Annotated in this window: 19 protein-coding genes and 1 pseudogene; 10 read left to right on the top strand and 10 right to left on the bottom strand. The window is 43.0% G+C overall.

Annotated elements, in window-relative coordinates; all coding sequences use genetic code 11:
• Positions 1–20 precede the first annotated feature (20 nt).
• Together Q4591_RS03445 and yjjG are read left to right on the top strand one after the other, a co-directional pair.
• Complete coding sequence (locus Q4591_RS03445) at positions 21–1,097, top strand: phosphotransferase enzyme family protein (RefSeq protein ID WP_303459399.1); 1,077 nt, start codon at positions 21–23, stop codon at positions 1,095–1,097.
• A gap of 55 nt (positions 1,098–1,152) precedes the next feature.
• Positions 1,153–1,833, top strand: a complete 681-nt coding sequence (yjjG, locus tag Q4591_RS03440; RefSeq protein WP_303459396.1) for a pyrimidine 5'-nucleotidase — start codon at positions 1,153–1,155, stop codon at positions 1,831–1,833.
• Between the two features lie 132 nt (positions 1,834–1,965).
• Here yjjG and Q4591_RS03435 read toward each other — a convergent pair whose 3' ends face one another.
• Both Q4591_RS03435 and Q4591_RS03430 read right to left on the bottom strand, forming a co-directional pair.
• Entirely contained in the window at positions 1,966–2,820 is an 855-nt protein-coding gene (locus tag Q4591_RS03435) for a mechanosensitive ion channel family protein (protein ID WP_303459393.1), read from the bottom strand.
• A 381-nt stretch (positions 2,821–3,201) separates the two neighbouring features.
• On the bottom strand, positions 3,202–4,065 hold the full coding sequence (locus Q4591_RS03430) for a YicC/YloC family endoribonuclease (RefSeq protein ID WP_102440189.1): 864 nt from the start codon (positions 4,063–4,065) through the stop codon (positions 3,202–3,204).
• 304 nt (positions 4,066–4,369) lie between these two features.
• Here Q4591_RS03430 and lgt point away from each other — a divergent pair, with 304 nt between their 5' ends.
• A complete protein-coding gene (lgt, locus tag Q4591_RS03425) occupies positions 4,370–5,152 on the top strand; it encodes a prolipoprotein diacylglyceryl transferase (protein WP_102520343.1) in 783 nt (260 codons plus the stop codon).
• A gap of 165 nt (positions 5,153–5,317) precedes the next feature.
• Here lgt and Q4591_RS03420 read toward each other — a convergent pair whose 3' ends face one another.
• The gene (locus tag Q4591_RS03420) at positions 5,318–6,382 is read right to left on the bottom strand and encodes a 2-dehydropantoate 2-reductase (protein WP_102520342.1); all 1,065 of its coding nucleotides are present in this window, start codon (positions 6,380–6,382) and stop codon (positions 5,318–5,320) included.
• A 156-nt stretch (positions 6,383–6,538) separates the two neighbouring features.
• Here Q4591_RS03420 and rph point away from each other — a divergent pair, with 156 nt between their 5' ends.
• Positions 6,539–7,252, top strand: coding sequence for a ribonuclease PH (rph, locus tag Q4591_RS03415; RefSeq protein WP_102440192.1), 714 nt, complete (start codon positions 6,539–6,541; stop codon positions 7,250–7,252).
• Positions 7,253–7,335: 83 nt separating this feature from the next.
• A complete protein-coding gene (gene pyrE, locus Q4591_RS03410; RefSeq protein ID WP_102440193.1) occupies positions 7,336–7,977 on the top strand; it encodes an orotate phosphoribosyltransferase in 642 nt (213 codons plus the stop codon).
• Positions 7,978–8,077: 100 nt separating this feature from the next.
• On the opposite strand, the gene folE is transcribed toward pyrE, so the two are convergent.
• From folE to coaBC, 5 genes and pseudogenes are all read right to left on the bottom strand, one after another.
• Positions 8,078–8,731, bottom strand: a complete 654-nt coding sequence (folE, locus tag Q4591_RS03405; protein ID WP_303459391.1) for a GTP cyclohydrolase I FolE — start codon at positions 8,729–8,731, stop codon at positions 8,078–8,080.
• Positions 8,732–8,920: 189 nt separating this feature from the next.
• Positions 8,921–10,890: pseudogene (locus tag Q4591_RS03400) on the bottom strand (alpha/beta hydrolase family protein).
• Between the two features lie 185 nt (positions 10,891–11,075).
• The gene (gene slmA / locus Q4591_RS03395; RefSeq protein ID WP_076538032.1) at positions 11,076–11,669 is read right to left on the bottom strand and encodes a nucleoid occlusion factor SlmA; all 594 of its coding nucleotides are present in this window, start codon (positions 11,667–11,669) and stop codon (positions 11,076–11,078) included.
• A gap of 34 nt (positions 11,670–11,703) precedes the next feature.
• Positions 11,704–12,162 (bottom strand): dUTP diphosphatase, encoded by a 459-nt coding sequence (gene dut, locus Q4591_RS03390; protein WP_076538029.1) that lies wholly within the window; start codon positions 12,160–12,162, stop codon positions 11,704–11,706.
• Positions 12,159–13,358 (bottom strand): bifunctional phosphopantothenoylcysteine decarboxylase/phosphopantothenate--cysteine ligase CoaBC, encoded by a 1,200-nt coding sequence (coaBC, locus tag Q4591_RS03385; protein ID WP_102476564.1) that lies wholly within the window; start codon positions 13,356–13,358, stop codon positions 12,159–12,161. Before coaBC ends, dut begins: the two co-directional genes overlap by 4 nt.
• Positions 13,359–13,584: 226 nt before the next feature.
• Between coaBC and radC the strand changes: the two genes are divergently transcribed.
• The 5 genes from radC (at position 13,585) to Q4591_RS03360 (ending at position 17,260) form a co-directional block, all read left to right on the top strand.
• Positions 13,585–14,262, top strand: coding sequence for a DNA repair protein RadC (gene radC / locus Q4591_RS03380; RefSeq protein ID WP_102440196.1), 678 nt, complete (start codon positions 13,585–13,587; stop codon positions 14,260–14,262).
• Between the two features lie 122 nt (positions 14,263–14,384).
• Entirely contained in the window at positions 14,385–14,621 is a 237-nt protein-coding gene (rpmB, locus tag Q4591_RS03375) for a 50S ribosomal protein L28 (RefSeq protein ID WP_055025225.1), read from the top strand.
• 6 nt (positions 14,622–14,627) lie between these two features.
• Complete coding sequence (gene rpmG / locus Q4591_RS03370) at positions 14,628–14,801, top strand: 50S ribosomal protein L33 (RefSeq protein ID WP_011494790.1); 174 nt, start codon at positions 14,628–14,630, stop codon at positions 14,799–14,801.
• 395 nt (positions 14,802–15,196) lie between these two features.
• Complete coding sequence (gene argA, locus Q4591_RS03365) at positions 15,197–16,522, top strand: amino-acid N-acetyltransferase (protein WP_102440197.1); 1,326 nt, start codon at positions 15,197–15,199, stop codon at positions 16,520–16,522.
• Positions 16,523–16,735: 213 nt separating this feature from the next.
• A complete protein-coding gene (locus Q4591_RS03360) occupies positions 16,736–17,260 on the top strand; it encodes a PH domain-containing protein (RefSeq protein ID WP_303459388.1) in 525 nt (174 codons plus the stop codon).
• A 14-nt stretch (positions 17,261–17,274) separates the two neighbouring features.
• Here the strand turns inward: Q4591_RS03360 and rarD are convergent, their stop codons facing one another.
• Both rarD and Q4591_RS03350 read right to left on the bottom strand, forming a co-directional pair.
• A complete protein-coding gene (gene rarD / locus Q4591_RS03355) occupies positions 17,275–18,171 on the bottom strand; it encodes an EamA family transporter RarD (RefSeq protein WP_303459386.1) in 897 nt (298 codons plus the stop codon).
• A 195-nt stretch (positions 18,172–18,366) separates the two neighbouring features.
• Positions 18,367–18,831 (bottom strand): thioesterase family protein, encoded by a 465-nt coding sequence (locus Q4591_RS03350; protein WP_102440200.1) that lies wholly within the window; start codon positions 18,829–18,831, stop codon positions 18,367–18,369.
• Positions 18,832–19,064: the final 233 nt, after the last annotated feature.

The following is a 19,064-nucleotide window of genomic DNA, read 5'->3' as shown; positions in this document are numbered from 1 at the left end:
GAAAAGATATGGAGTGTTGGGTGGTTGAGTTTATTAGGCAAACAATTTTGCCTTTATATGGAATTGCAGCATCAGATGTAACAAGTGCCACTATTGCGCCTTTGGGCAATGGTCATATTAACCAAACCTATTTGGTTAAGTGGCCAGCAGGGCAAATGGTGCTACAGAAAATTAATACCACAGTGTTCACCAAACCTGACGTGTTAATCGACAATGCTGCTAAAGTGAGTCATCACCTCATCCAAAAATCTACCTTGGGTGAATACCAGCTCGATGTTATTTCGCCTGTGGTTCTTAAGGATGGAAGTTTGTCGGTAAACCTTGGTGATAAAGGTTATTGGCGAGCCATTAGCTATTTAGCCAATAGCCATACAATTGAAGTGGTGACCAATCAAGATGAAGCCAAAATGGCCGCCAGCGCTTTTGGTCATTTTGCACATGCATTGAGTGATTTAGATGCTAATAGCTTACAAGATGTTATTCCTAACTTCTTAAACCTTCCTCTTCGTATCCAACAGCTTAAACAAGCGGTTGCTGATGATAAATCTCAGCGCTTAGCAGATTGTCAGCAATGGGTTGATTTAGTGTTTTCGCAACAAGCCTTATTTGCTGAGCTCGCCAAAGTGGAGCAACAACTGCCACTTCGTATTTGCCATAACGACACAAAAATCAACAATATGCTGTTTGATAAGCGTGATATGTCTAGCATGGCAGTCATCGATATCGACACCTGCATGAAAGGCTACTTAATGTATGACTTTGGTGACATGGTACGGGCGTTTTGCTCACCTGAGGAAGAAGACTCTACAGCGCTCGATAAAGTCATTGCTCGCCCTGAGATTATTAAAGCAGCCACTCAAGCCTATACCGAGCAGTTATCTGCAATATTAACACCGCTGGAAAAACGCAGCCTGTGGTTAGGCATTAAAGTGATGGCGTTGATGCTAGGTTCGCGGTTTTTAACCGATCATTTAAATGGTGATGTGTACTTTGGTATTCATCGTGAGGGCCATAACCTCGATCGCGCGGCAAACCAGTTAACCATATATAACAGCTTGGTTGCCCAAGAAGCGCAATTAGTGACGCTATTTGAATAATAACTAGGCTGTTTCAAATCATTTTCATAAACCAAAACGTCGATAAGGCTGAACCATGAAGTACCAATGGATATTGTTTGACGCCGATGAAACCCTGTTTGATTTTGATATATTTAGCGGCCTAAAGCTGATGTTTTCACGCTTTGATATTGATTTTAAAGCCAGTGATTTTGAATTTTATCAATCGGTAAACAAGCAGCTTTGGCTGGATTATCAACAAGGATTAATTGATGCCGCGCAGCTGCAACACACCCGCTTTTTACATTGGGCTGAAAAGCTCAATGTCACGACCAAGCAACTTAACAGTGATTTTTTAGCGGCCATGGCCGATATCTGTCAGCCATTACCGGGGGCGAAACAGCTGGTTGATAGCCTAAAAGGCAAAGCCAATTTAGGCATAATCACCAACGGCTTAACTGAGCTGCAAAATGTGCGCCTTGAACGCACCGGCTTTAAGTCGTCATTTGAGCATGTGGTGATTTCTGAAGAGTTTGGTAAAGCCAAACCCGATGTCAGTATTTTTGAGCATACCTTTAAGCTGATGGGTAACCCTGAAAAGCACAATATTTTGATGGTGGGCGATAACCTGCATTCAGATATTTTAGGCGGCGTTAATGCTGGGATTGATACCTGTTGGCTCAATCATCACGGTAAACAAACCGTCGATGGCATTACGCCAACGTTTGAAGTCAAAGACCTACAGCAACTACATGATGTACTGCATTCAGTGAGTTAGATAGCTCGATTTTTAGCATAAATAAAGCCACTCGATTGAGTGGCTTCTTTTTGGGTAAATCTTTAGCTCAAAGTATCAGCTCGAAGCATTATCCCTGAACATTAGCCCTGAACATTAGCCTAGCAGGTTAACTCAAGCACTCGTTTCAGCCGCTTTAGGAAACGCCTCATGATAGGCAATCATAAAGTCTTCTCGAATGTGTTGCTCTAAATGGGTTGCCCGTTCAGTGGGGCAAAAAATCATAATATGCACCATTTGCTCACCCGCAGGGCCGCTATGGATATGAATATGTGGCTCAGGTCCTGGCAGGTCAACGCCAGCATGTCTTTCAATAATATTATTATAGCGAGTTGCTACTTCAAAAAAGTCTTCACAGTGGGCTTCAATCTTGCTGGTTAATGCAGGAAACAGCGGATACAAGTTTACAAACTCAACCACGGTAATGGAAAAGCTATGGTAAACATAACGCTTCATGAAATTGAGGTTTTTCACCGCATAACTAAAAAACATACTATTAGGGAAGGTGACTGTTTTACCGGTGTAATGGTACTGACCATGGTGCAAGTCGATTTCTTGGATCACCGTCGCCATTAAGTTGTGTTCAATGACCTCGCCGCACAGCTTACCCACTTCAATCCAGTCACCGATGACAAATGAGCGCGAACTCGCCCGCTGAATGGAGCCAGTAAAACACAGAATAATCTCTTTTGACGCCACCACCAATGCAATGGCAATCGCGGTCACAGACAGCGCGAACTTATTGATTTCTGTCTGCCACAGTAAAAATAAAATCATCACGATTAAGATGAAAGTGCCGTTTTTAGTCCGCGACATCCACTTACGCTGCCCTTCGCTCACAAAAGCGATATCACCACGAATTTTAGACACCACAAAGCGTTTAAGCATCGACAGCAATAGGATGATTAATACGGTAACAAACAACTTATAGGTTGCTAAAAAATCAATGACGATAGTGAGTTGTTCCACAAAACCTTCTTAAATAACGATAACTTGGTGATAATTCAGCGATAAGACTCACTGTAACATAGCTAGTGATTAAGTCAGCTTTGACCAGTGTTTTATCTTCGATATTCGTGAATTAGCCTTTTTTATTAACAATAGAATGCACTTAAGGAAGCTGAAATGTATTGGAGTACCAGCTCATGAAGTATCCCTTAATGCGATATAACCTATGGGATAGTCATTAAGGGCTCAAGGCACCAAACAAGCAATCAAACTCACTATGGGTTAGTTTTACCTGTTGTAGCGTGTGAAACGAAGGTTGTTATAAGGCCTACAAACTTTACAAACTAAAATAGAAAGCCCAGCATTCGCTGGGCTTAGTTTTATAAAACGTGTGTAAAATGCTTACTCAACGTTCTGGATCTGTTCTCTCATCTGCTCAATAAGCACTTTAAGTTCTACCGCTGCGGCGGTGACTTCTGCACTGATTGACTTAGACGCTAGGGTATTAGATTCGCGGTTAAACTCTTGCATCATGAAATCTAAGCGGCGGCCTTGTGCGCCACCTTTTTTGAGGATTAAGCGCGTTTCTGCAACGTGTGCATCAAGGCGATCCATTTCTTCTGCGACATCCATCTTTTGTGCAAGTAGCACCATTTCTTGCTCCATACGAGCAGGATCAAGTTCGCCAGTGATTTCTGCTAAACGGTTGGTTAGCTTGTCACGTTGCCATTGCATCACGGCTGGCATGTGCTCGCGCACGATGGCCACTTGTTCAACAATTTGGTCTAGGCGGGTTTGCAACATAGTATTGATTGCTTCACCTTCACGGCCGCGAGCTTCGATAAATTGCGCTACAGCGCCATCAAAAGCCACCAGTAAGTCTTTATTGATGTCGCCCATGTCTTGCTCTGCGCCAGACATCACACCAGGCCAGCGTAGAATGTCGGCTAAGTTAAGCTCGCCATGGCTAGATTCTTTCTTTAACCACTCTGCTGCGTTAAGTAGTTGCTTGGCCAAGTCTTGGTTTAGGCGCATTTCACTGCTGCCAGACTCTGATAGTTCATAACGTAAGTTGACCTCAACCTTGCCGCGGTTTAAGCGTTTACGTAGGCGATCGCGCAATACTGGCTCTAGGCTACGCATTTGCTCTGGTAACCGTAAGTAGGTTTCTAAGTAGCGTTGATTGACTGAGCGGATTTCCCACGAGGCTGTGCCCCATTCGGCTTTGTGCTCAATGCGAGCGTAGGCGGTCATACTTTGGATCATTGTGAACCCTGATTAATTAGCAACGTAAATAGTGTGTCGATTATAGTCTGCTGATTGTGAAGGTCAAAGCTTAGCAAGTTTTATCAACTGGCTTTTGAGCTATTTATACTGGTTAGTGTGCAACTTAAGCGGCTTTTATCAGTCACAGCATTGCGATTAAGGTACGAGTGTCGTCTACCTATCATGGAAATAGTCTGCTGTGGTGACCATAGTCATCGAATTAAGCCGATGAATTGTTTATAGTAGCGGCAATTATTTGCTCACGCCTGCTGCGTGAGTGGTTGTTAATGTTTGGAGTAGTCAATTGGACCATTTTGTGTGGAATCTCGACCCAGTATTAATTTCATTTATGGGTTTACAAGTACATTGGTATGGGGCTTTGTTTGCGGTAGCCATTGCCAGTGGTTTTCAAGTTATGAAGCACATGTACAAAAAAGAAGGTTTAGATGTCGCATCGCTAGATAATTTACTGACTTATTGTGTGGTGGGGATTATTGTTGGCGCCCGTTTAGCCCACTGTTTCTTTTACGATCCAAGTTACTATTTTGCCAATCCAATGAAGATTTTGGCCATTTGGGAAGGCGGTTTAGCCAGCCATGGCGGTGGTTTAGGTGCCATTTTAGCGCTTTACTATTACAAGCGTAAAACCGATATGCCGTTTTTGTTTTTACTTGACCGCTTAGCCATTGCGACAGCGATATTTGGCTTTTTTGTACGGATGGCAAACTTTGCCAATTCAGAGATTTTAGGGCTACCGACCACTAAACCGTGGGGCATTATTTTCGAACGTATTGATATGCTGCCGCGCCATCCGGCGCAGTTATATGAGGCCATTAGCTATTTAGTTATCTTTATTGCTTTGTTTGCTGTGTATAAATTTACCAACTTAAAACAAAAGCACGGGGTTATTTTTGGACTGTTCTTGTGTAGCGTATTCAGCGCACGTTGGGCCATCGAAATGGTCAAGGTTAAGCAAGCCGCTTATGCCACAGATTGGACAATGAGTGCAGGGCAATTATTGAGTATTCCATTTTTAGTGGTAGGTGTGGCGCTGTTGGTGCTGCCTATGATTAAAAAGACTAAGTAGATTTAGCGAGACTATTTACGACTATTAATTGTTTTAAGGCGTTAAAAAGCCGAGTTGGTTGCTGCATGCAGTGATGAGCTCGGCTTTTTTGTATCTAGCTGAAAGCAATGCTAGCGGTATATCAGGGCTAACTTTCTGTAAGTGCTGGCGCTATATAGGTGCGAGTTAAGCTCGGATCATGCGGTAAATCTCATCGATACTGATTGTCTTGCCTTGCTCTAATTTTTTAATTCCTGCGACTATGGCGCTGTTTACTGGGGTTGCCACTTGGTGGTTGAGCCCAAGCTTTACGACTGCGCCATTTAGGTAATCAATTTCTGTGGGGCGCTGTGCGTGTATATCTTGCCACATCGATGAACGTGCGTGCGGGTCGATTGCCAACATGGGTTTTGCTATCAAGGTAAATAAGCTATCAGGTAGCGATAAAATCAGCGGTAGCAAGCGGGGTTTAACTTTGGTGAATTGGGCCAGTGGTAAGTGTGCTTGTTTGCAGACCTTAAGCCACTCTTGCATTGCCATGGCCAGCAGTTTTCGGGTTTTGCGCTGGCTTAATTGCTGCTTTATCGGTACATCACATATGGCGTTTAAGGCGTTATTGAGGTTGAGCAGTAATTTACCATTAATAATGGCCGTCATATCGGTTGCTAATGTGCAGCTGATATTTGCCTGTGCATTGTTCATCGCGGTGTCAATGGCGTGAGTTTGCGGGCATGTTTCGAAGGTAAATACCCCTTCAGTGCCTTTATGAAAGCTGGCGTTGTCTTGCTGCAATACATTAAACGGGGTGATGCCCTGAAAGATTTGCCTTACTTGATTGCGGTTTTTAAAGGCTTGCTGAAGGATTTCAAGGCTACCTAGGCCATTTTGCATTAATACGATGGCGCTTTGCTGGGTTGATATTGCTAATAAGTCATCGATGATGCTGGTGAGTTGGTGGCATTTTAGGGTGACAAAGATGACATCGAATTGCGTTATTTGCTCATTATCGCCGCTATTATTATCACTTTTATTACGGCTCTTATTAACAGACTGGTTGATATCGGTCATCAGTGCATCTGGCATGACGCGTTGATCTAAGCCTTGATAGTCGGTAAGCCGAATACCGTTATTTTCAATAATGCTGTGTTTAATCCGTGGCCGGCAAATAACACTGACATCAAGCTTAGCGAGCTTGAGTTCGCCTGCTAAAAAACAGCCTGTTGAGCCGGCACCAAAGATGGCAATTTTCATGTGTCTCACATCATTTAAACAATATTTAATCCCTCAGTGTGCCGTTTTGTTAATAAAAATCCAATAAGGGTTTTGTTAAGCGTGGCATCCACTGAAACAAGTCACTATAATATGCTGCGAAATTAAGTCATCAATTCCACACTATAGGAAATGCATATGCGTCCAAGCGACAGAACACCTGCACAATCTCGTCCAGTTACGATTACTCGTCAATTTACAGCTCACGCTGAAGGTTCGGTGTTGGTTGAATTTGGTGACACAAAAGTTTTATGTACTGCCAGTTTTGAAGAAGGCGTACCACGTTTTCTTAAAGGCCAAGGCCAAGGCTGGGTAACTGCTGAATACGGTATGCTTCCGCGTTCGACTCATAGCCGTATGCAACGTGAAGCTGCTCGTGGCAAGCAGTCTGGTCGTACTCAAGAAATCCAACGCTTAATCGGCCGTTCATTACGTGCAGCTGTTGATATGAAAGCATTGGGTGAAAACACTATCGTTATCGATTGTGACGTGATTCAAGCTGACGGCGGAACACGTACTGCAGCGATTACTGGTGCTTGTGTTGCATTAGTTGACGCGCTGAACTGGGCTCGTGGTAAAGGTATTTTAAAAACTAACCCGCTTAAGTTCCTTATTGCTGCTGTTAGTGTTGGTATTTATAAAGGTGAGCCAATCTGCGATTTAGAATATATCGAAGATAGCGCTGCTGAAACTGACATGAACGTTGTTATGACAGAAACCGGTAAGATGATTGAGATCCAAGGTACTGCTGAAGGCGAGCCATTCAGTCATGAAGAGCTATTAAGCTTACTTGAGTTAGCCAAGCACGGCATCCGCGAAATCGTGGACATTCAGAAAGCGGCATTAAGCTAAAAATTGATTTGAATTAAGGGCCCATTAGGGCCCTTTTTTAAAATGTATTCTACAAAAAATGATAACAGTATAAAGGAGATAATGTGAAAGCATATCAACGTGAGTTTATTGAATTTGCTCTTGAGCGTCAGGTATTACGCTTTGGTGAGTTCACCTTAAAATCAGGCCGTACTAGCCCTTACTTTTTCAATGCGGGTTTATTTAACACGGGTCGTGATTTAGCGCGTTTAGGTCGTTTTTATGCTGCTGCATTGGTTGATTCTGGTATCGATTACGATTTAGTGTTTGGTCCTGCTTATAAAGGTATCCCGATTGCGACAACTACCGTTGTGGCTTTATGTGATCATCACGATAAAGATGTGCCTTACTGCTTTAACCGTAAAGAGGCGAAAACTCATGGCGAAGGTGGCTCATTAGTGGGTAGCGAGCTTGCGGGTAAAGTGATGTTAGTGGATGATGTGATCACCGCAGGTACTGCTATTCGTGAGTCAATGGAAATCATTGAAGCCCATGATGCAAGCCTTGCAGGCGTATTGATTGCCCTAGACAGACAAGAAAAAGGCAAAGGCGAGTTATCAGCTATTCAAGAAGTTGAGCGTGACTTTGGCTGTGACATCGTGTCTATCGTTAAGCTGTCTGACTTGATCAGCTATTTATCTGAAAAACCTGGCATGGAAAAAGAGCTAGCGTCAGTGAGTGCTTATCGAGCGCAATACGGTATTTAATCTGTTTTGTATTAATAGCGAGAAAGCAAAAGCCAGACATGATGTCTGGCTTTTTTGTGTTTGGTTGTGCAATTACCATCTTCTAATCAATAGTATTTAATTAGCACTTAGACTGATGTAAAAACTCAGCGCGGGTAGCAGGATTTGATTTAAACACCCCACCTAACGCTGTGGTGGTGGTTGAACTGGTTGAGTCCATAACGCCACGGGATTTAACGCAGTAATGCACTGCATCCATTTTTACCGCCACATCTTTGGTTTCAAGCAAGGTTTGTAATGCCACTAACACTTGCTGGGTCAGTCTTTCTTGCACTTGTGGACGCTGGGCAAAAAAGCGCACAATGCGGTTGATTTTTGATAAACCGATGATTTTAGTGCGTGGCAAGTAAGCAACGGTGGCAAAGCCATCAATAGTCACTAAATGGTGCTCACAGGTACTGGTGAGGCTGATATCTTGCACTCGCACCATTTCATCAACGCCCATCTTATTATCGATGACGGTGATTTTAGGGAAGTTCTGGTAATCAAGCCCAGAGAAAATCTCATCAACATACATTTTGGCAATGCGGCGTGGGGTGTCCATCAAGCTATCATCCGATAAATCCAGCGACATTAATGTCAGGATTTCTTTCATATGATGCTCAATTTTCTGCTTACGCTCTTCTGCTGTGTAAGTTTGAGGCAGCATTGGGGTTTCAAGCCCTTGTTCAGTTAGTGCTGCTTTAACTTTCAACGCGGCTTCACTTAGTGCCATCTTATCCTCCAACCACAGGGGTAATACTTAATGAGTGTATGCTAAAAATGACGTTAACGCTTTATGGGCAAGCGCTGCATCAAAGATCAGGGACGGGATAATAACGTGATTTAGGTCAAATTAATATTATTGAAATAAAAAAAGCCGACCTTTTTAGTCAAGTATCGGCTTTGGTGTGAGGCGACAAAATTACAACTTGAGATTATCTTTCAAAAAACTCAACATCTTATTGTAGTATTTGGCTCTATGTTCATCATTATAAAAGCCATGACCCTCATCATCCATGACTAGTTTTTGATAAGGGTATTTGTGCTGCTTTAAGCCTTTTTCTAATGACTCTAACTGCTCAATGGGTGCTCTCTCATCATTGCCGCCATGAACGAGTAATAAGCTGGCTTTAAGCTTATCGGTATTAAAGGCGGGTGACATGGCTTTAAGTTGTTGAGGGTTTTCCCCAAGCACATCTTTTAAATAGCTAGTGCCACTTCGAGATTCTTGTACATCACCTTCTTCAAACATCATTTCTAAATCGTAAACACCGGCAAAGCCAATGGCGCACTTGAATAAATCAGGCTCAATAATGGCACTTTGTAGGGCGCTGTAGCCGCCAAAACTGCCGCCCACAATACAAATGCGATCTTTATCTGCAAAACCTTGGTCAACTACATATTTGGTGCCATCAATGATGTCGTATTGAATCTCAGAGCCCCACTTTTGATAACCGTCTTGTTGAAATTGTCCACCAAAACCACCTGAACCTCGAAAGTTAACCTGTAATACCGCCATGCCTTGATTCGCCAGTAACTGATTTTGTGGGTCAAAGCCCCAATTGTCGCGGATATAATGTGGGCCGCCATGGGGGTTAACAATCAGAGGCAAATTTTTAGCTTCTTTGCCTGCGGGTAAGGTGAGGTAACCAGAAATCGTTTTGCCATCACGACTGGTGAAGCTGATAGGTTTCACTTCAGCCATGGCATCAGGGTCTAGCCAGCTTTTCTCAGACAAAAGATATTCAAGTTTGGTTTTTTCGGTATCAAATAAGTAGTAATCACCAGGGTTGCGGTCATTAAAGGCTTTAACTATCGAGAGTTTAGCATCGTTAGTTTCACTGACTATTTGGATTTGATGTCCAGGTAGTGATGCCAGCAATTGTTTAACTAGTTTGGAGTGGGGATCTTGTTTATCTACAAAGGCATAAGTTGGATATCCGCTATCGAATTCGACGGCATAAAGCTGTTTGGTTTTTTTATTAATCCAATAGTTGCTTGGGTCAACATCTTCATCTTGAACAACCAGTTGCTTTTCGCCGCTAGTTAAATCAATTTTATACACCCCCAAGGTGTGATTGTCTTCTCTGCCTGCGGCAAAAATGGTGTCAGGGTTATTGGCGAATGAAATGGGATAAAAATCAGTCAAACCAAGATTAAGCTTGCTACTGTTCAGCCAATCGCCTTCATGGCGATAAAATATTTGGGTTTTATTTTGACTATCGATACCTGCTACAAATTTTACTTCGCCTGTATGATTGGTTAAAAAGCTAGCTTTACCTATGGGAGAGGTAACGATTTTGCGTCTTTTACCAGTATAGAGATCGACACGATATACATCTTGAAGGCTATCATAACCTCTCGAAAGCGCACTGCTCCATGGTATCGCATTGACCAGCATGTGTTTATTGTTTTCTGGCATTGGATCAAGTATGAATGCAGTGGCATTAATAGCGGTGTTTTTCTTTATATGGGAACCGGTTTGTTGCTCGCCACTGTTATAGCCAAATAAGTATTTTTTGCGTGAGCCATCAGCGTTAATAGCAAATAATTCGCCATAATATTGTGGAATGTCGGACCAACCTTTTAAATAGACTTTTTGTAGCACAATACGTTCATGGTTTGCCCATACATAATTGCCGACTTCGCATTACCTGGAAAGTTGAGCGCATTGAGCAGTTTTTTGGTTTTTGTTTCTAAAATAACTAAGGTTTTTTTGCCATTGTGGCTAGTTAATGCACTGAGGTAATCACCTTCTGGAGAAATTTTGACATCGCTAAACTCTGCCCCTTTACTGAAAAGGCTCGCATCAGATAATGATGCCGCATGAGATATTGAGGGAATAAAGGCCAGCAGACAGGCTGCAATAACAGCAGTGTGTTTCATAAACATCCTTGTTAATTTTTGTAGTGGTAATATTTATCGATAGCTATCGATAAACTAAAGCCAAAGTACGACATTTAATTAACAAATACAATTTATCGGCAACAAAAAACGCACCGAAGTGCGTTTTAGATATGTTGTTGTTTTGTGTTAATTCAACGACCATAATAAGCGATATTAGCAATGCTAATAGGTTAGCTTCTCAACAGTTGCTGCTGAATAAACTGCCACTGTTCATCGAAGTGCTTAGTGGGCTTTTGTTTGAACTCACTACGCACAAACTGAGCGATTCTCCCTTCTGCTACTGCAAGCAGTAGGTTGGCAAGTATGGCTTCGTCGATATTAAAACCTTTGCCTTCACGGAGGGTTTTTTCACGCAGTATTTGTTTGATTTGGGTTTCAATTTTGGCAAACAGTGCGCTAATGCGGCTGCGTAAACGTTCATTTTCACCTAAAAGTGCATCACCATTGAGCACCCGTGAGATCCCCGGGTTACGCTCTGAAAACACCAGTAAGAGTTGCAGTACCAGCTCACAACGTTTCATGGTGTCTTTTTCTTCATCCATGATGATATTCAAGCGCGATAAAATCGCATCTTCAATAAACTCGATCAAGCCTTCAAACATTCTCGCTTTACTTGGGAAGTGGCGATATAACGCCGCTTCTGAAACACCAACTTCAGCTGCCAACTTAGCAGTGGTAATACGTTGACCAGGGCTGGTTTCCAGCATATGCGCAAGGCACTGTAAAATGTGCTCACGACGATTTATTTTTGGGCTAGCCGCCATTATTTATTCCTAGGATTGTGACTACTTGTAAAGGTTATTTGGTGCCAGAATGACCAAATCCACCTTCACCACGTTCTGAGGTATCAAACTCATCGACTAAGGTAAACTGCGCCTGTACTACAGGCACAAAAACTAACTGCGCTAAACGATCGCCTATTTCGATGCTGTAGGCTTTATCGCTGCGGTTCCAGCAAGACACCATTAAGGGGCCTTGGTAGTCTGAATCAATTAAGCCGACTAAATTGCCTAATACGATGCCATGTTTATGACCTAAGCCTGAGCGAGGCAAGATCACGGCAGCTAAGCTTGGATCGGCAACATGTACAGCTATGCCAGTTGGGATTAATACGGTTTCACCTGGCTCGATAACCATGGTGGTATCAATCATGGCACGTAAGTCCATACCTGCACTGCCTGGGGTGGCATAAGCAGGTAAAGGAAACTCGCTGCCAATACGCGAGTCGAGAAGTTTAAGTTCTACAGGTGTTTTCATGATGTTTTAATCTTTGCTGCTATCAAAGTAAGTAATTGCGTTGCCAGTGTCAGTTTGTCTGTTGCGGGTAGTTTTTCACTACCGTCTTTCCAGAACACCTGCAGCGCATTGTTATCGGCGTTAAACCCTAGACCTGCAATTGATACGTCATTGGCAGCAATAAGATCTAATTTTTTGCGTTCAAGCTTGCCACGGGCATATTCTTCTACGTTATCGGTCTCTGCAGCAAAACCTACAGTGAAAGGTCGATTTTTTAGCGCTGAAACGCTGGCTAAGATATCAGGATTGCGAACGAGCGCAAGTTGCATATGCTCAGCCGACTTTTTGATTTTAGATTCAGCGACGGTGGCGATGCGGTAATCGGCCACTGCAGCGCAGCCGATAAAAATAGCTTGGTCTTCAATGTTTTCCATGACGGCATCTAACATCTGTTGTGCTGATTCGACATTGATGCGCTTAACGCCTGAAGGTGTGGCCAGATTAACAGGGCCGCTAATGAGGGTGACTTCAGCGCCCATTTGGGTTGCGGCTGCGGCTAATGAAAAGCCCATTTTACCTGAGCTATGGTTAGAGATGTATCGAACCGGATCGATTGCTTCACGGGTTGGGCCCGCAGTCAGGATCAATTTGTAACCGTTTAATGGTTTTTCAGCTGGGGCGAAATACTGCACCAGTTGCTCAGCAATGGCCAAGGGCTCTTGCATTCGACCTGGGCCGACTTCGCCACAAGCTTGATCGCCACTGGCAGGCCCCCAAACGGTGATGCCTTTACGTTTAATGTTGGCAAGGTTCTCTTGGGTTGCAAGGTTGCGATACATTTGCTGGTTCATGGCTGGGCAAACGATAATTGGCGCTTCAGTAGCAAGGCAGGTGGTGGTTAACAGTTCATCTGCCATACCTGCATTAATACGCGCAATGAGGTTAGCTGTCGCTGGTGCGACGATAACCACATCAGCCCATCTGGCGAGCTCAATATGTCCCATTGCGGCTTCAGCTGCTGGATCGAGTAAATCTGAGGCCACAGGATGACCTGATAGCGCTTGAATTGTCAGTGGGGTAATAAACTCCATGGCGCTTTGGCTCATGACCACACGAACATCAGCACCGCGCTCTTTAAGGCGGCGTATTAAGTCGGCACTTTTATAGGCAGCAATACCACCACCTATGCCTAGAAGGACTTTTTTATTTGTCAGCATGTTTTGCTCAATCCTGCTCATCGCGATATTGCGGCTAAGATATCACAATCTAAATAAGGATGATGATCCGAAATTAAAAATATAGACCATAATGATGTGCTAAGGGTCACAACAACTAAGGGTCACAACTCGCTATTTACAAAAAGTTATTGCTACCCACTATCTATAACTTACTCATACAAGTATGAGTGCCCCCATCACGGATGACATTAAACAAGGAGTGTTTATGGCGATTAAAGACTGGCCTGAAGGAGAAGGGCCAAGAGACAAATTATTACATTTAGGTGCAGGGCATTTATCGGATGCCGAGTTACTGGCGGTTTTACTGCGAAATGGCATAGCAGGTCAAAATGCGGTCGATCTTGCCCGAGATATGATTGGTCAGTTTGGCGGATTAAGGGCTTTATTTTGTGCACCGCGTAGTCAAGTTTGCCAATTGTCGGGTGTTGGGCCGGTAAAATATGCCCAATTACAGGCGGCATCGGAGATTTCTAAGCGAATTTCGCAAGAAAATCTGCGTAGAGGGCAAATTTTGGTAAATCCTGATTTAACTCGGGACTATTTAATGAGACAATTAGCAGACCGATCCTATGAAGTGTTTGCATTACTATTGTTGGATAGCCAACATAGAGTGATTCAATTTGTAGAATTATTCCGCGGAACGATTAATTCTGCATCAGTCTACCCACGTGAAGTGGTGAGCTTGGTGTTGGAAAAAAAAGCTGCGGCAGTCATAGTGTGTCATAATCACCCGTCTGGCATTGCAGAGCCAAGTCAGGCAGATCGGCAAATTACTGACAGATTAAAAAAAGCCTTATCTACTATCGATGTTTCTCTTTTAGATCATATGGTTGTAGGCGATCAGGAGATAGTTTCTTTTGCTGAACGCGGGTGGATAAATTAAACAACGCTTGACCTTATTTTTGTTATCGTGTATAAAATGCGCCCTCTTTGTGCCTCGGGCGACGGCCACACGAGGCACATAAATGCTCGAGCGTTTTAAAATTGTTTTTGGAGAAGATTGACATGTCAAGAGTATGCCAAGTTACTGGCAAGAAGCCTATGGTTGGTAACAACCGTTCGCACGCTAAAAATTCGACTCGTCGTCGTTTTTTACCTAACCTACAAAACCACCGTTTTTGGTTAGAAGAAGAAAAACGCTTCGTGCAACTACGTGTATCTACCAAAGGTATCCGTATCATCGACAAAAAAGGTATTGAAGTTGTTGTTAAAGAACTTCGTGCCCGCGGCGAGAAGGTATAATAGAAAATGGCTAAATCTAAAGGTAATCGTGAGAAGATCAAATTAGTATCTAGTGCTAAAACTGGTCACTTCTACACTACTGAAAAAAATAAGCGTAACATGCCTGAAAAAATGGAAATCAAGAAATTTGATCCAGTTATTCGCCAGCACGTTATGTACAAAGAAGCTAAAATCAAGTAATTGATTTTGTTCTTTTAAAAAAGTCCCTTTATGGGGCTTTTTTTTTGCCTGTCAAAAATGTAATCCAGATCTCCGCGTTATCAATTTCAATCAGTTATGCTTTTCTCTTGCTTTATAAACAACGCCTTACAGTGATAGAGGTCGTTACGCTTATTTTGTCTTCATTATTCACTTATTGACGCTATATTGCCGCCTTATGCATAAACGCCATTTGAACTATTTGGCGGTTATGTGAGCTTATTTACTGCTTTATAGGCACTATTTATGGTCTAAAACTATTACTAATGCGATAAAATGCTTTTAAAGTGAATTTAAATGCAATATTATTGCGTAATTATATTTGTTAGTGGTTTTGTCACTGACTGTTCTGATTGATTATTTGTTTAGGGGTTAATGTGCCTTTAAGAACCACAGAGCTGGTTGATGGTTTCCGCCATTCAGCGCCATACGTTAATGTTCATCGCGGAAAAACCTTTGTTGTCATGCTTGGCGGCGAAGCCCTGCTGCATAATCAATTTAGAGGCATCTTAAACGATGTCGCCTTGTTGCACTCCTTAGGGATTAAAGTGGTGTTGGTCTACGGCGCAAGGCCGCAAATTGATAGCGCCATGCACAGTGCGGGTATTGAACCGAGTTATCACAACGGCGTGCGCATTACTGATGAAGACTCATTAAAAGTGATTAAACAAGTTGCAGGCTCAGTGCAATTTGATATTACAGCAAGGCTGTCAATGAGCCTTGGCAACACCCCAATGCAAAATGCACAAATCAACCTTGTCAGTGGCAACTTTGTTATTGCTCAGCCTTTGGGAGTCGATGACGGGGTGGATTTTTGCCTAACGGGTAAAGTGCGCCGTATTGATACTCAAGGAATTGAACGCCAGCTGGAAAAAAATTGTATTGTATTGATGGGGCCTATTGCGGTTTCTGTCACTGGCGAATGTTTTAACTTAACCGCCGAAGAAGTGGCCACCAAAGTGGCTATAAAGCTTAAAGCCGACAAAATTATTGGTTTTAGTAATACCCACGGCATTTTGGGCAAAGACGGCGAGGTGATTGCTGAGCTGATGCCAAATGGCGCGCAGTCCATCTTGGATGAAATGCAAACGGCGGGTAAATCCTGTGTGGGCACCATGGCATTTTTAAAGGCCAGTATTGATGCTTGTCGTAATGGCATTCCACGTTGTCACTTGGTGAGCTACCTTGAAGATGGCACTTTGCTACAAGAGTTGTTCTCCCGTGAAGGTATTGGTACCCAAATTGTTACTGAAAGCGCTGAGCGCTTAAGACGCGCCACCATTGGCGATATCGGTGGAGTATTAGACCTTATTCGCCCATTAGAGGAGCAAGGGGTGCTAGTGCGCCGCTCCCGTGAGCAGCTGGAAATGGAAATTGAGCAGTTTATGCTTATCGAGCGCGATAGCTTGGTGATTGGTTGTGCGGCGTTATATCCCTTTGAAGAAGATAATGCCGGTGAGTTTGCCTGTTTAGTGGTGCATCAAGATTATCGTGATGCAGACAGAGGTAGCGTGCTACTGAACAATATTATTGGCCAAGCACGGGTGCGCGGTTATTCGAAATTGTTTGCCTTAACCACCCGCAGTATTCATTGGTTCTTGGAGTTCGGCTTTAATATTGTTGATGTTGAACAGCTGCCTAACGCAAAAAAGAAGCTGTATAACTTCCAACGCAATTCAAAAGTTCTGGCGTTAGATTTGTAAGGTTTCTGAAGGCTAAGCAGCTATAGCAATGCCACCGTGGAGTGTCCTTCACGGTGGCATTTTTGTGACTGCTAATCGTTGTTGCTGACGATTTTGGCAATAGCAGGCCTGTAAAAGCCATACCCGTCAGGATGTTATAAAAATTATGTTAATATTCCAAAATGATTAAACAGATTTTATCTGTTGTAAGACACATGAGTAAGTAGGAACAGAATGACTGAAGTCGCATTAGCAGGATTAAGCAATAACGGCATGTTCAATTTTGTCGGGGTGCTGGTTGGGTTAGTAGGGCTAACGGCGCTGATTTGGGTAAAGAAATTACCGAGCACTGCGTTGTATGTTAGCTACGGGATTATTTTATTCCTGTTTATGCTGTTCTCATGGACCCTGTATCAAACCAATAATAGCCAGTTGACGCTAAAGCCTGACAATAAGCCTTTGACGTTATCGATCCCCCTTTACAGTCAGGATTTCAACACGGATGAATTACTTTGGCAGCAAGTGAGAGTAGTGGACTTAACAACTGAATTAGAATTAACTCCACAGTGGCGTACAAACGGCATAGGCATTGCCGGATACTCACTAGGATGGTTTACCCTTAAAAACGGCGATAAGGCGCTGGTGTCACTCACAAGGGACGATGCCTTGCTACTGCCAACCACTAGAGGCTATGTAATGCTAGTAACCCTAGAGGATAACGAGGCCGCAATGAAAGCCATTGCGGCAATGAAGCATTGAAAAGGCGATAGCTATTAGCTTTGCTTTAAGCGGCGACGGCGCTGCAGCGCCATATCAGCGGTAAACAACACTAATGCACTCCAAATAAAGCCAAATGTGACCCCTTTTTCAATATCAAAAGGCTCTTTGAATAAAAATATTGCCAACATGAACATGATACTTGGGCCAATATACTGGAAAAAACCCAGCATGGATAATGGGATACGAATGGCTGCCCCTGCAAAGCACAATAGTGGAATGGTGGTAACAATACCTGCGGCCACTAAGGTTAAGTTCATTCCAATATCGTTAGTGAGCATATTTGCCGATGCGGTATCAAGCGTTAGGGCTAAATAAGCTAATGCCACAGGCAGTAAAATAGCGGTTTCAACCAATAAACCCGCTTTAGCATCAATGTTGACTTTTTTACGTAATAAACCATAAAAACCAAATGATGCTGCCAGCGCTAAAGACACCAATGGGATAGAGCCAAAGGAGATGAGCTGGATGAGCACCCCGATACAGGCAAGCGCCACCGCAAACCACTGTAATTTTCGTAACCGCTCAGATAAAAATACCGTTCCAAGCAATACGTTAAATAGTGGATTAATGAAATAACCTAAACTGGCATCGAGCATGTGGCCGTTGTTAATCGCCCAAATGAAAATCAGCCAATTAAGTGCAATCAGTACCGAGGTCAGCGCCAACACCAGTAATTGTTTTGGCTTTTTCAATAACAGTGTTAGGCGTGAAAATCCGCCAATAAACTGCATTAAAATGATGATAAAGATAAAGGACCACACCACGCGGTGAGCCAAGATTTCGAAGGCTGACACATCAGCCAGTAATTTAAAATACAGTGGTGCTATGCCCCATAAGCAATAAGCACAAATGGCGAGGATAATGCCTTTACGTGTTTCAATATCTTGCATGAATTTCCACAAACAACTGACAAAGAGAGGGCGATTGTAGGTTGCCTTTGCCGATCTCTCAAGCTAATCGCTGGATCATTTTTCAATAAGATCCACTAATTAGCCTCAGCATTATCGCAGTTGGTATAAAGCGGCAAACTAAGATGTTTTAAGTTTATGTTTATGTTGGTTTTTTATGGATTTAGTCCTAATGAGTTAACCCACCATATAGGTCCCAGTACCGAAGGCGATATGGGTACCTTGTTCATTATGTAATTCCATGCGACAGACTGATACCCGATTACCTGAACGAATGACGCAACCAGTGCCAGTAAATATTTCTCCACGTCCAGGGCGCAAAAAATCAACCCGCATATCAATAGTGCCTAAGGTGGTTAGACGTTGTTGTAATTGCTCCAAGGTCCAGTCGTCTCTGCTTGATACTAAGCCGGCAAAACAGGTCAGCCCGCCAACTACATCGAGCAAGGTTGCCGTCACTCCGCCGTGTAAAATATTTTGATGAATATTACCAATAAGCTCAGGCTTCATTTTTATCACCACTTCGACACCATTTTCGTCATAGCGCTTTATCTCTAAGCCGAGTAAATTATGAAATGGCACATGTTGGTCAAATATTTCAGCGACTTGCTTTAATGCTTGTAGTTGGACATCCGTAGTCATCAGCAGCCTTATGGATATAATTATTGTAGAGTATTTAATCTAACGTGTTTCGCGGGATAAAATCAATGCTGCATTATTAGTGAACCTTGCTTTTCCAATTTTATCAGCGGTTTAACATTCACACTAATGCACTAGCGAATGTATAGAATCAATGGATCATCAGATTACCGTGGTTACTGCTAAATATGCAGTTTTGGAATGTAAATACGAAAGATACTGCGTTTTTACACGTT

Origin of the sequence: Shewanella sp. 3_MG-2023, assembly GCF_030548765.1 — a bacterium.
In the GTDB taxonomy this organism is placed as follows: Bacteria; Pseudomonadota; Gammaproteobacteria; order Enterobacterales; family Shewanellaceae; genus Shewanella.
Note: the sequence above shows the minus strand (reverse complement) of the source record. Positions and strands in the feature narration are given on the sequence as shown.

Coding starts and splice junctions, on each gene's coding strand:
- yjjG (WP_303459396.1), top strand. CDS start 1,153: ATGAAGTACCAATGGATATTGTTTGACGCCGATGAAACCCTGTTTGAT.
- Q4591_RS03430 (WP_102440189.1), bottom strand. CDS start 4,065: ATGATCCAAAGTATGACCGCCTACGCTCGCATTGAGCACAAAGCCGAA.
- Q4591_RS03420 (WP_102520342.1), bottom strand. CDS start 6,382: ATGAAAATTGCCATCTTTGGTGCCGGCTCAACAGGCTGTTTTTTAGCA.
- rph (WP_102440192.1), top strand. CDS start 6,539: ATGCGTCCAAGCGACAGAACACCTGCACAATCTCGTCCAGTTACGATT.
- folE (WP_303459391.1), bottom strand. CDS start 8,731: ATGGCACTAAGTGAAGCCGCGTTGAAAGTTAAAGCAGCACTAACTGAA.
- slmA (WP_076538032.1), bottom strand. CDS start 11,669: ATGGCGGCTAGCCCAAAAATAAATCGTCGTGAGCACATTTTACAGTGC.
- dut (WP_076538029.1), bottom strand. CDS start 12,162: ATGAAAACACCTGTAGAACTTAAACTTCTCGACTCGCGTATTGGCAGC.
- coaBC (WP_102476564.1), bottom strand. CDS start 13,358: ATGCTGACAAATAAAAAAGTCCTTCTAGGCATAGGTGGTGGTATTGCT.
- radC (WP_102440196.1), top strand. CDS start 13,585: ATGGCGATTAAAGACTGGCCTGAAGGAGAAGGGCCAAGAGACAAATTA.
- rpmB (WP_055025225.1), top strand. CDS start 14,385: ATGTCAAGAGTATGCCAAGTTACTGGCAAGAAGCCTATGGTTGGTAAC.
- rpmG (WP_011494790.1), top strand. CDS start 14,628: ATGGCTAAATCTAAAGGTAATCGTGAGAAGATCAAATTAGTATCTAGT.
- Q4591_RS03360 (WP_303459388.1), top strand. CDS start 16,736: ATGACTGAAGTCGCATTAGCAGGATTAAGCAATAACGGCATGTTCAAT.
- rarD (WP_303459386.1), bottom strand. CDS start 18,171: ATGCAAGATATTGAAACACGTAAAGGCATTATCCTCGCCATTTGTGCT.
- Q4591_RS03350 (WP_102440200.1), bottom strand. CDS start 18,831: ATGACTACGGATGTCCAACTACAAGCATTAAAGCAAGTCGCTGAAATA.